We start from the raw sequence: 12,427 nt of genomic DNA on the forward strand, positions 1-12,427 counted from the left end.
CCATTCATCTTGTTGGTTAGGTTAGCCTCACCTACGTGCTTAGTGATCGAGTTCGCCCGGCGGGGGAGCGGCACCGCCCCGCCGGCATCGGGACCCTGCCCGTCGCCCCCTGGCGGCTGTTCGACGTGCAGGTACGCGCCGCGCGTCGGCTCAGCCCGTCGTTCCTGCGGGTCACCTTCACCGGCCCGGACCTCGACCGGTTCGCCGACAACGGCTACGACCAGCGGATCAAGCTGGTGCTGCCTGCGCCCGGCCGACCCGGCGTCCACCTGCCCGGCGGCGACGACTGGTACACCCACTGGCGTGCCCTGCCCGAGCAGGAGCGCTGCCCCATCCGCACGTACACCGTCCGGGCGGTCCGGCCGCAACGGGCCGAGGTCGACGTGGACCTGGTGCTGCACGGCGACCACGGCCCGGCCGGCCGGTGGGCGCTGCGGGTCCGCCCCGGCGACGAGGCCGGGCTGCTCGGACCCGACGCCGGCTACGACGGCGAGCACGGCGGCATCGAGTTCCGCCCGCCGCCCGCCGGCCGGCTGCTGCTGGCCGGCGACGAGACCGCCGTGCCCGCGATCAGCGCCATCCTGGAACGCCTGCCCCTCGACGCCCGGGGCGAGGTGCTGCTCGAGGTGCCGGACCCGGCCGACGTCCTGCCGGTGTCCGCCCCGCCCGGCGTCACCGTCAGCTGGCTGGCCCGGGCCGGCGCCGGGCACGGCAGCCGGCTGCTGCCCGCCGTGGCCGCGGCGGCGCAACGGCTGCTGGCCCGCACCGGGGCGACGCCCGCCGAGGCGATCGTCGACGTCGACGTCGACGTCGACGTCGACGTGGCCCCGCTGTGGGAGGTGCCGACCCCGACCGCGCCCGTGCCCGTCTACGCCTGGCTGGCCGGGGAGGCCGGCGTCATCCGCGCGCTGCGCCGGCACCTCGTCGTGGAGCGGGGCGTGGACCGCCGCGCCGTCGCCTTCATGGGGTACTGGCGGCTGGGGCGCGTGGACCCGGCCTGAGCCGTGACCATCGGCTGTGACCCGCGTTACCTCTCGGTGGAGCGGGAATCAGAGCAGCGGGTCCGGATTTGAAGCCAGGTGTGACCGTCGTACCGTCTCTCGCCCGGCCGCACCACGACCGGACGGAGCTTCCCCGATGACCGATCTCGCCCACGACCAGCAGACGAAGGTCGCCCCGACGCCCGGAGACCTGATGACCCGCCGGCAGCGGGTACGCCTCGTCCTCGTCCTCGGCTCGCTGATCGCCATCGGCCCGCTGACCATCGACATGTACCTGCCGGCACTGCCCGCCATCGCCGCCGACCTCATGACCACCTCGGCGGCGGTCCAGTTGACCCTCACCGGCACGCTCGCCGGGCTGGCCCTCGGCCAACTGCTGATCGGGCCGCTCTCCGACGCCGTCGGCCGCCGTGGTCCGCTCATCGCCGGCCTCGCCCTGCACATCGTGGCCTCGGCGCTCTGCGTCGTCGCCCAGCACATCGCTGTCCTCGGCGCGTTACGGGTGGTGCAGGGCCTCGGCGTCGCCGCCGCCACGGTGGTCGCGATGGCGGTGCTGCGGGACCTGTTCAGCGGCACCGCCTTCGCCACCCTGTTGTCCCGGCTGCTGCTGGTGATGGGCGCCGCCCCCGTCCTCGCCCCGACCCTCGGCGGCGGCGTGCTGCGCTGGACGGACTGGCGGGGTGTCTTCGTGACCCTGGCCGTCTTCGGGGTGCTGCTCGTCGTGGTCGCCGTGGTCGGCCTGCCCGAGACCCTGCCCGCCGAGCGTCGCCAACGCGGCGGCGTGTGGTCGACCCTGAGCCTGTACGGCTCGCTGCTGCGCGACCGGACCTTCGTGGGTCTCGTCGTGGTCGCCGGGCTGGCCATGGCGGCGCTGTTCGCGTACGTGGCCGGCTCGTCGTTCGTCCTCCAGGAGGGGTACGGGCTCGACGAGCAGCAGTTCGGGCTGGCGTTCGGGGCGGGCGCGGTCGGCCTGATCGGGGCGGCCCAGTACAACGTGCGGCTGCTGCGCCGCCACTCCCCGCAGCGCATCCTGGTCACCTCGTTGAGCGTCGGAACCCTGGCCGGGTTGGCCCTGCTGGCCTTCGCCGCGACCGGGTTCGGCGGGCTGCCCGCCCTGCTGGTGGCGCTGTGGGTCGTGCTGGCGGCGGCCGGACTGGCGATGCCGAACGCCCCGGCGCTGGCGCTGTCCCGCCACGGTGAGGCCGCCGGCACCGCCTCGGCCCTGCTCGGCGCGGTGCAGTTCGGCGTCGGCGCGGTGGCCGCGCCGATGGTGGGGGTGCTGGGCAACGGCGCGGTGGCGATGGCGCTGGTCGTCGCCGGGGGCATGGTGGCCGCGCTGGCGGTGCTGTTCCTCGTGGTCCGCCCGTCCCGGCTCGCCGACCTGGACCCGGCCTCGGCGGTCGTCGTCGTGCACTGACGAGGACCGGCCGGACCGGTCACGGGGTGTCCGGGTGGACCTCACAGAGCCGGTGACTGTCGAAGATCTCCGTCACCCGGTGCAGGCTGACGTCGTCCCGGACCAGCTCCATGGCGACCTGCTCCACGGCGTACAGGAAACCCCGGATGTCGGCGGGGGCGAGCAGGGCGGTGTCGGCCATCAGCGACAGGTGGATCCGCTCGGCGGTGCCGCTCGCGTCGACGTACAACGGCATCGCCTCGGCCACGGCCCGCTGCGGCCACTCGAAGGTGGTCGTCGCGGCCAGCCCGGCCAACGCCTGCGGGCCCGGCGCCGGGCCGGCGGGTCGCGGTTGCAGCGACCACCGGTCGTTGAACTGACCGCCGACCGGCAGGGGACGTCCGGCGGCGTCGGCGGCGGCGCGGGCCACCTGAGCGGCGGCGCGGCCGTCGTGGCGGGCGTGCCGCATCGCCGACCCCATCGCGGCACGGGCGTGCCCGACCAGGTCGCCGACGGTGTCGCCGGACACCTCCATGGCCGTACGGACGGCCTGGTTGAGGCTGGTCACGGTGTACCGCAGCTCCGGTTGCACCCGGTTGCTCTGCATGATGTCCAGCGGGTAGACCGGCGTGGCGCAGAAGGTGCGCACCAGCGCGTTGACAACGGCCAGCAGGGTGACCGACGTGGTGGTGCGCAGCCGTCGGGCGGCCAGCCGCAGGGCCACGGCGGCGGCGTCGGAGGCGAGTTCACCGCGCCAGTAACGGGGGGTGACCGGGGTGACCCGCTCGGGCAGGGGCGCGACCGGCAGACGGCGGAGCTGCTGACGCAGGTACGCCAGCGCGTCGACGTTGAGGCGTTGCCCGTCCGGGGAGCGTTCGAAGACGGCCAGGTCGACCGGCTGCACCGCCGGTCGGGCCGGCGGTGGGGCCTCGCCGTCGGTCCTGGCCCGCAGCAGCGCGGCCAGCTCGTCGGCCAGGAGGTCCGCGCCGAGGTGGTCCGCCGCCAGGTGGGACACGGCGAACATCAACAGCACGGGGATGCCCTCGTGGGTGGCGACCGCGAACCGGATCGGCAGCTCGGTGTCGTGGGCGAACGGGCGGCCACCGGCCCGCCGCAGACAGTCGGCGACGATGTCGGCGAAGCTGACCGGGTCACCGTCGGGCCGGTCGACGACCTCGACCTCGACGACGCCCTCGCCGAGGACGTGCTGGCCGCCCCGGCCGTCGACCCCCGCCGGGAAGAGCGTCCGCAGCGACTCGTGCCGGTGGAGCAGGTGGGAGAGCTGCGCCAGCACGTCGTCGACCTCGAGCAGCAGGGGTACGGGCAGCCACCGGGTCAGCACGAAGAACGGTTTCATCTCCGGCAGCCACCGGCGCAGGACGTCCCAGGTGCCCTGCTGGCCCCAGGTCAGGTGGGCGGTCCGGCTGCGGCCCGCATGGAACGTCACCTCGGCGGTGCGGTGCTTGATCACTGGTGGTCCTCACGGGGCGGGGTGGACGGGACGTCAGGTCGTGGCGGGCACCGCCGCCGGCGCGGGCCGGACGAACAGCACCCGCCGCAGACAGAACACGCTGTAGGTCAGCCCGGCGGTCCAACCGGCCACCACCGCCCACATCACGGCGTCGATGCCGAACGGCCCGTTGAGCAGCCAGGCGAAGGGGATCTGCACGGCGACGAAGGCGATCAGCGTGCAGATCAGCGGCGCGGTCGTCCGGCCGGCACCGTTGAGGTGACCGTGGATGACCACCATGGCGGTGTAGAGGACCAGGAACGGATAGATGATCGTCAGGTAGCGTCCGGTCAGCTCCCGGGTGGCCGGATCGTCGGTGAACAGCGCGGCGAGCGGGGCGCGGGCGACCAGCACCACTCCGGCGACCAGCACCGACAGCACGGCCGTCAACCGCAGCGTGCGCAGCAGCCCGTCGCGGGCCCGGGCCAGGTCCCCCGCGCCGAGGTTCTGGGCGGCGAAGGCGGTCACCGCACCGGAGAAGTCCAGGAACAGGATGCCGGTGAACAACTCGATCCGGGAGACGATCGTGAACGCGGCGAGTACCACCTCCCCGTAGGACTGGATGATCCCGACCAGCGCCATGATCCCGAGGGCGAGCACGATGTGCTGGCTGGCCAGGGGCAGGCCCAGGCGGGCGGCGTCGACGAGTTCCCGGCGGAGGGCGGGCCGTGGCCCGCCGCGCCGCACCGGGTGGGCGCGCGCCGCCCAGACCAGCCCGACCACCAGGGCGACCGTGCTGGCGACCGCGGTGGCCAACGCCGCGCCGACCACACCGCCGTCGAGGACGGCGACGAAGAGCAGCACCAGGACGACGTTGGCGATGCTGCCGACGCCCTGAACCCACATCGCCGAGCGGGAGTCACCCAGCCCGCGGAAGTAGGCGCTGACCGCGGCGCTGCCGAAGATCCCGGGGAAGCCGAGCGCCAGGGTGCCGAAGAACCGGGCCGAGTCGGCGGCGAGCCGCCCGTCGATGCCCATCACCGCCAGCGCCGGATCGACCAGCAGCGTCGCCAGGACGACACAGCCGGCGGCCCAGACGACCGTGAGGAGGGCGAGAGCGGCGACCACGTCGCGGCGACGGTCGACCTGCTGACCGCCGGTCAGGTGGGCCAACCGGATGGTGAACGCCGTGCCCAGCCCGATGAACATGGCGTTGAGCAGATAGAACAGGGGCCCGCAGGCACCCACCACGGCCAGCCCCTCGACCCCGACGTAACGGCCGACGACGACGCTGTCGACCAGCAGGTAGCCCTGTTGCAGCAGGTTCGCCGCGGTCAGCGGCAGGGCGAAGCCGACGATGCGCCGCAGCGCCGGCCCGGTAGTCATGTCCGACATGCCACCCTCCGATCGGTGTCGTCAGGCGGCGGCGTCCGCGAAGGCGACCAGGTCCTCGACGTGGTACGCGATCTCGGCGACGGTCCGGTCGGCGAGCAGGTCCGCGACGTCGTACTGCACGTCGTGCCGCACGGCGATGGTGTTGGCCACCGAGGCGGCCATGATGGAGTCGCCGCCCAGGTCGAAGAAGTCCGCCTCCACGTCGAGCGTCGGGTAGCCGAAGGCGAGGGCGAGGCACTGCGCCACGGACCGCTCGACGTCGGTGTACCCGCCGTCCGGCCGGCCCTCCAGCTCGACACCGACCGCGTCGACGGTGGCCCGGATCTTGTCGGCGGCCTGCCGCAGCCGCTGCTCCAACGCCTGCATCTCCTGGTCGACCTTCGCGTCGATCTCGGCGGAGAGCCGCACGTCGTAGGAGCGCAGCAGGTGGATCAGCTCCCCCCGGTAGTGCAGCTCCCCGGCGAACAGCCGGGACCGGCCGGAGCGCAGGCCCGCGTCGAGGACGTCCAGCGCGACCCGGGTGGGCAGGGCCCGGAACATGGTGTCGCCGCTGGTGCCGTGGTCGACGGCCATGCCGATCTCCTTCCAGGCGACCCAGTCCAGCGCGATCACGTGGGTCGGCCCGCCGGCCCGGCTGCGGGCCACGTTGTCCAGGTAGTAGTTGGCCGCCGCGTAGTCGGCCTGGCCGGGGGCGGGGAACACCGACGCCACCGACGAGAAGTGCACGACGAAGTCCGGCCGGTCGTCCCGGGTGAGCTGGTCGAGCAGGAACGCGGCGTGCAGCTTCGCCCGGACCACCGCGTCGAAGTCGGCCAGCTCCCGGAACATCACGGTGCTGCCTCCGGGCAGGCCGGCGGCGTGCACGACGCCGTCGACGCGGCCGTACTCGCCCCGGACGTCGGCCACCGCGGCAGCCAGCGCCTCCGGGTCACCGGCGTCGGCGGCCACCACCCGCACCCGCGCGCCGAGTTCCTCCAGCTCCCGCACCGCGCGGACCCGCCCGGCGCGGGCGTCGCCGGCCGGCGCGGCCAGCAGGTCCGGCCACTGTCCGCGCGGCGGCAGGCCGGACCGGCTGAGCAGCACCAGGGTCACGTCGGGCTGCCGGGTGGCGAACGCGTGGGCGACGGCCAGGCCGAGCGCCCCGGTGCCGCCCGTGATCAGATAGGTGCCGCCCGGCCGCAGGTAGCTCTGCGGGCCGTCGGTGTCGACCTGCGGCACCTCGACGAAGACCTCGTGCAGGCGTCGGCCGTCACGCCACAGGAACACCCCGCGCTCGGGGGAGAGGATCTCCGCCCGCACCGCGTCGGGCGACACGTCCGGGTCGACGTCGAGGTGGGTGACCCCGAGGTACGGGTACTCCCGGCCGATGACCTTGCCGAAGCCGACCAGCGCGCCGTTCTCGACCACCACGTCGGGTTCCGCGTCGCGGGCGCAGACCGCGCGTCGGGTGAGCACCGTCAGCTCCAGCTTGACGCCGGCCGCCATCAACGCCTTGGTCAGCTGGAACAGGCTGTGCAGGTTCTTGCCGGTCCGCAGGTCGAGCCCGGCGAGGTCGGCGGCGGGGCTGGCGTCGAAGCCGAGCGCGTGCACCAGGTGGGTGATGCCGTCGTCGTCGACGAGCTGGGCGATCTCGGCGAAGGAGTCCGCCGAGCGGGCGTCGAAGGGCGCGCCGCCGGGGCGTACCGGCTCACCGAGCCGCAGCACCCGCAGGTCGTCCAGTCCGGTCGCGGCGAGCAACCGCCAGGCGTCGGTGTCCGGGTCGACCAGGGCCAGCACCCGCGCCCCGGGCGTCGCCGGCGCCGGATCGGCGGCGGGGGCGAACACCACGTCGTGGGTGACCGGGTGCTCCTCGTCGACGGTGCCCAGGGACAGCTGTGCCCGCCAGGTGTCGGGGAACTGCACCCACGCGGGGGTGGTGTCGAAGGCGTACCCGGGAAGGCGGACGATCCGACAGCGGCCGTCGGAGAGCCGCCGCCAGTCCACCGGCGCACCGGCCAGGTAGCGGCGGGCCTCGTCGCCCAGCGGGCCGTCCGGCGGCGGCGACGCCCCGTCGGCCAGCGAGGCGACCAGTTGCCGGCGCAGGTCGGCGACGTCGTGGACGACGAACGCCGCCCGGTGCCGGTGCCCGCTGCGGGAGACCTGGCTGGTGTGGCAGACGTCGGCGATGTCGACCCCGTCGAGGCCGGCGGCGTCGATGAACCGTACGTACCGCTCACCGAGGCGGACCAGGGACTTCAGGGTGGCCGCGCTGAGGGTGAACAGGAACGGGCCCGGGCCGGCGGGGGTCGCCGGTGCCTGCGCGACGTGCTCCTCCAGCACCACGTGGGCGTTGGTGCCGCCGAGTCCGAAGGCGCTGACCCCGCAGCGCCGTGGGCCGTCGGGGGACTCCCACGGTCGCAGGCCGGTCGAGACGTACAGCGGCCCGGCGGCGAAGTCGAGCTTCGGGTTGGGGTTCTTGAAGTTGGCCTGCGGCGGGATCATCCGGTTGCGCAGCACCGCGATGGCCTTGATCAGGCCGATGACGCCGGAGCCCTCGAACAGGTGCCCCACGTTCGCCTTGACGGTGCCGACCGCGCAGAACCCCCGGTCGGTGGTGTACCGGGCGAAGGCGCGTTTCATCCCCTCGTGCTCGATCGGGTCACCGACGCGGGTGGCGGTGCCGTGGGCCTCCAGGTAGCCGAGGGTCCGAGGGTGCACGCCCGCGTTGCGCCAGGCGGCGTCCAGCAGGTCGGCCTGCGAGTCGGAGTCGGGGTTGGTGATGCCCTCGGTGTTGCCGTCGTGGTTGACCGCGCTGCCCTTGATCACGGCGTAGATCCGGTCGCCGTCCGCGACCGCCTGCGACATCCGCTTGAGGACGACCGCACCCGACCCCTCGCCGAAGCCGGTGCCGTCGGCGGCCTCGTCGAAGGTGCGGGTGACCCCGTCGGAGGACTCGATGCCGATGTTGGAGTGCGGGTGCTTGACGGGGGAGAAGACGATCCGGGCGCCGCCGACCACCGCCATCTCGCAGTCCCCGGCGAGCAGCGCGTTCTTGGCCTGGTGCACGGCGACCAGGGTGGCCGAGCAGGCGGTGTCCACCACCAGGCTCGGGCCGCGCAGGTCCAGCAGGTGCGACAGCCGGTTCGCCAGCATCGCCGGGATGTTGCCGGTGATCGCCTGCTGGCCGTTGTTCGGGTCGACGCGGCAGATGTAGTCCAGATAGGTCGATCCGGGGTTGACCGCGAAACCGACGAACACCCCCGTCCGGCTGCCCCGGAGTCGGTCGAAACCGTAACCGGCGTCCTCGAAGGCGAGGAACATGGCGCGCAGCACCATCCGGTGGTGCGGATCGGTCAGCGCGGCCTGTCGGGGATTCATTCCGAACACGGTGTGGTCGAAGGTGTCGACCTCGTCGAGAAAACAGCCGTTGTGGTATTCGACGTCGGGGTCGGTCACCGGTTCGACGCTCGTCGCCCGCAGATACCTGATGTATTCGGCGAGCTTTTCCCGACGGTTCGGGGGAAATGGTCGGGTGAGGCTCGCCCCGGAACTGATGATCTGCCAGAAGGTGTCGAGGTCGTCGGCCCCGGGCACCTCGACCGACAGGCCGACGACCGCGATATCCGTGTCCATGCGGTTGATCACCTCTCCGCGATACGGGTGAGAAATGCGCTGAGGGTCTTGCCGTTGACCTCGTCGAACCCGGTGACCCCGGCCCCGCGCAGGGTGGTGACCGCCCGGACCCACTCCACGGGGGTGGACAGTTGCCGGGCGAGCAGTTCGGCGGCGCGGCCGGTGTCGAAGACGTCCCCGGTGACCCCGGAGACCACGGGGGTGTGCCCGACGGCGAATTCGCAGCCGTCCAGGACGGCCCGGAAACGCTGCTCCGCCGCCGCCATCAACGGGGTGTGGAAGGGGCCGCTGACGTTGAGCGGGACGATCCGGGCCCCGGGCAGCGCGCCGATCGCCTTGGCGGCGACGGCCAGTTCGGCGCGGTCCCCGGCGATCGTGCTCTGGGTGTCGGCGTTGAGGTTCGCCACGAACACCCGGGGCAGGCCGGTCTCGGTCAACGCCCGCCGGACGAACGACACCGGCAGGCCCTGCACCGCCGACATGCCCCCGCCGGTGACCTGGGACATCAGCTCGGCCCGCCGGTCGACCAGCCGCAGGGCGGCGTCGAGGCCGAGCACCCCGGCGGCGACCAACGCGTTGTACTCGCCGAGGCTGTGGCCGGCGAAGTACCGGTAGTGGCCGGGCCGTTCGGCGATCACCTGCTGGGCCAGCAGGGCGTTGACGAAGAACACCGCGGGCTGGGCGTAGCGGGTGTCGCGCAGGCGTCGGTGCGGGTCCCGGGTGCACAGCTCCTCGATGGACCAGCCGAGGATCTCGTCGGCCATGGCGGTGGCCTCGGGGAACAGGCCGAACAGGTCGGCGCCCATGCCGCGGCGCTGCACCCCCTGGCCCGGGAAGAGTAGACAGTGCACGTGGTGTCCTTTCACGGTCGCCGGGAGGCTCGTCGGATCGACTCGAAGCGCAGCGTCCGGCCGCCGAGGCACTCCCGGGTGAACCGGCGGGCGGCGGGGCCGGGGCCGCAGTCCAGCACGGTGGTGATGCCGGCGTCGGTGACGGCGTGGACGCTGGCGGTCGCCCAGTCGACCGGGCGGACCAGCACCTGGTCGACGAACTCGTCGAGCAGGTCGGCGTCGGGTGGCAGGGTCCGGGGGGCGTCCGCCGCGTACACCGGTATCCGCAGCTCACCGGCGGCGGGCAGGGGGCCGACGAAGGTCCGGTCCCGGCGTACCTCGGCGGCGGCGGCGGCCAGGTGCGGGCTGTGGAACGGCAGGGTGTTGGTGAGGAACGTCCACGTCGCCGCGCCACCGCGGAACATCGCCTCGTGGTGGGCGTGGAAGTGCAGCAGGTCCTCGGTGTGCCCGCTGAGCACGCCGGTGGTGGGGGTGTTGACCAGGCCGACCGAGACCGGCCGTCGGGTCTCCCGCCGGTAGCGGTCGACCAGGGCGGCGAGGTCCGCCCGGGAGGGGCCGTCGACCAGCGCCATCGGGCCGGGTCGCTGGCGCGGGTCGCCGCAGGCGGCGTATCGCTCGGTCAGCTCGGTGGGGACGGGACGGCCGGTGCTGGCCTGGTGCCCTCGGGCGAGGCTCAACGCGACCAGCCTGAGCGAGGTCTCGGCCAGGGCGAGGAAGGCGTCCGGCCGGGTCGGCCGCAGGCCGGCGACGATGGCCGCCTGGAGCCCGATGCTGTGCCCGATGGCGGCGGTGACGGTGTCGAGGGCGGCCCGCCGGGGTTGCAGGTCACACAGCTGGATCAGGTGTACGTAGATCCCGGCGACGACCGAGTCGTCCGTGCCGGTGGGCGGCGCGGTGGCGGGGGCGGTCAACCACCGGCGCAGCCGGCTCCCGGCGGGGACGGCGGGTTCGGGCACGGGGCCGAGGTGCTCCCGCAGGTCGTCGAGGGCCCGGAACATGCGGTCGAAGAAGGGCGCGTTCTCCGGTTGCGCGTGCAGTGCCGCGAGGGTGGGGAGCAGGTTTCCCTGGTGACCACCTATTCCGTCGAAAAGGGCCAGGGTGCGCCCGGAAGGGGTGAGCATTTCCACGGGGATTCCTTGCTGGTCGGGTGGAATACGTGCGCGGTTGACCCGACACGACGGGCAGCGGAAAGGCTGCGTCGATTGCCGACGGCTGGCGGCGGATTCTGGCGGTGTTTATCTCGTCCGGTGGAACTTGCACCGCGAACGATATGCGACCCATCGCGCACGGTCAATAGTTCGGTCGCGCTGCGCGATCTGTCCGCCGGTGAACGGCCGTTTTGGCAGCTCAGTCGGCACTGTACGGCGGAGCGGCCGGGTGCGGCGAAGTAATTGTCAGGCAGGAGAGGTTTGTCCCGCCGGTTCTTTTATGTGCGACGAAACCGAACGGATTTAACGGTTGCGTCACCGTTCATAAACCTGGCTGTGGTTACGGATCCCGGCCGGCGGCACCGACGCCGGGCGCGGGTGACGAACGGGGCGGGCCCGAGGGCCCGCCCCGCCGCTTGTCGGTGACTACCAGCTGCCGGTGCAGGTGGCCTCGCTGCCGATCGGCGCGCCGGTGCCGGGCAGGGTGCCTGGTCGGGGCGGGTGCACGGGCGGTGGTTGCGGGTGGGCGGTCGCGGGTGAGCATGCCGCGAGGTGCCCGGGAACACCCGCCGGTGCCATCCTCCAACGAAGCAGGTCAATTTCTAACGGGAGGGTGGTGGATCATGGGTGCCGGGTTGTCGCTCGCCCTCTTCCCGGTCGCCCTCGGCATCGTCATGCTGGGCATCGGCCTCAGCCTGACCGTCGAGGACTTCCGCCGGGTGGCCCGCCACCCCCGGGTCGTGCTGATCTGCCTCGGCTGTCAGATGCTGCTCCTGCCGGCGGTCTGCCTGGGTCTGGTGACCGCCTTCGGCCTGCGCCCGGAGCTGGCGGTGGGAATGATGCTGCTGGCCGCCTCGCCGGGTGGCAGCACCGCCGGTCTCTACAGCCACCTCTTCCGGGGCAACGTCGCGCTCAACGTGTCGCTGACCGCGATCAACTCGGTGCTGGCCCTGTTCACCCTCCCGGTGATCGTCAACCTGTCGGTGGCCGGCTTCGCCGGTGCGGACGGCACGATCGGCCTCCAGTTCGGCAAGGTGGTCCAGGTCTTCGCGCTGGTCCTGGTCCCGATCGCGATCGGCATGCTGCTGCGGCGGCGGTTCCCCACCTTCGCCCTGCGGATGGAACGTCCGGTGAAGGTCGTCTCCGTCCTGGTGCTGGCCGTGATCATCGTGGGTGCGGTGGCCGGCATCAGGGACGACGTGCTGACCACCCTCGGCGAGATCATCGTGATCGTCGCCCTGTTCAACCTGATCAGCCTCGCCGTCGGCTACCTCGCGCCGCGCCTGCTGCGGGCCGGGCACCGGGACTCGGTCGCCTCCTCGTTCGAGATCGGCCTGCACAACGCCACCCTGGCCATCACCATCGGGATGAGCCCGACGCTGCTCGACAACGCCACGATGGCGATGCCGTCGGTGGTCTACGGCAGCCTCATGTTCTTCACCGCCGCCGCCTTCGGGGTGCTCGTCTCCCGCCGTCCGGCCGGGGCGTCGACCCCCACCGGGGCGACGCCGCAGCGCGCCCACTGACCCGGCGGGCCGCGCCGACCGCCGCCACACCCGCCCCCGGACCGGCTT

Annotated in this window: 8 protein-coding genes; 3 read left to right on the top strand and 5 right to left on the bottom strand. The window is 73.0% G+C overall.

What is annotated here, in order from left to right:
• The first annotated feature begins 86 nt into the window (after window positions 1-86).
• Window positions 87-1,001, top strand: a complete 915-nt coding sequence (locus Q2K16_RS03805; RefSeq protein ID WP_302746352.1) for a siderophore-interacting protein — start codon at window positions 87-89, stop codon at window positions 999-1,001.
• A gap of 136 nt (window positions 1,002-1,137) precedes the next feature.
• The gene (locus tag Q2K16_RS03810; protein ID WP_302743560.1) at window positions 1,138-2,418 is read left to right on the top strand and encodes a multidrug effflux MFS transporter; all 1,281 of its coding nucleotides are present in this window, start codon (window positions 1,138-1,140) and stop codon (window positions 2,416-2,418) included.
• Window positions 2,419-2,437: 19 nt separating this feature from the next.
• On the opposite strand, the gene Q2K16_RS03815 is transcribed toward Q2K16_RS03810, so the two are convergent.
• Genes Q2K16_RS03815 through Q2K16_RS03835 form a run of 5 tightly spaced genes read right to left on the bottom strand, consistent with a single transcriptional unit; the run spans window position 2,438 to window position 10,826 of the window.
• Complete coding sequence (locus Q2K16_RS03815; RefSeq protein WP_302743561.1) at window positions 2,438-3,868, bottom strand: condensation domain-containing protein; 1,431 nt, start codon at window positions 3,866-3,868, stop codon at window positions 2,438-2,440.
• Window positions 3,869-3,901: 33 nt separating this feature from the next.
• On the bottom strand, window positions 3,902-5,242 hold the full coding sequence (locus Q2K16_RS03820; RefSeq protein ID WP_302743562.1) for an MATE family efflux transporter: 1,341 nt from the start codon (window positions 5,240-5,242) through the stop codon (window positions 3,902-3,904).
• A gap of 21 nt (window positions 5,243-5,263) precedes the next feature.
• Window positions 5,264-8,854, bottom strand: coding sequence for a type I polyketide synthase (locus tag Q2K16_RS03825; RefSeq protein WP_302743563.1), 3,591 nt, complete (start codon window positions 8,852-8,854; stop codon window positions 5,264-5,266).
• A gap of 8 nt (window positions 8,855-8,862) precedes the next feature.
• Window positions 8,863-9,705, bottom strand: a complete 843-nt coding sequence (locus Q2K16_RS03830) for an ACP S-malonyltransferase (protein ID WP_302743564.1) — start codon at window positions 9,703-9,705, stop codon at window positions 8,863-8,865.
• An 11-nt stretch (window positions 9,706-9,716) separates the two neighbouring features.
• A complete protein-coding gene (locus Q2K16_RS03835) occupies window positions 9,717-10,826 on the bottom strand; it encodes a hypothetical protein (RefSeq protein WP_302743565.1) in 1,110 nt (369 codons plus the stop codon).
• A 650-nt stretch (window positions 10,827-11,476) separates the two neighbouring features.
• Between Q2K16_RS03835 and Q2K16_RS03840 the strand changes: the two genes are divergently transcribed.
• Window positions 11,477-12,379 carry a bile acid:sodium symporter family protein gene (locus Q2K16_RS03840; protein WP_302743566.1) on the top strand — a complete coding sequence of 301 codons (903 nt, stop codon included), beginning with the start codon at window positions 11,477-11,479 and terminating at the stop codon, window positions 12,377-12,379.
• Window positions 12,380-12,427: the final 48 nt, after the last annotated feature.

It is taken from the genome of Micromonospora cynarisoli, assembly GCF_030518815.1.
GTDB lineage: Bacteria > Actinomycetota > Actinomycetes > Mycobacteriales > Micromonosporaceae > Micromonospora > Micromonospora wenchangensis.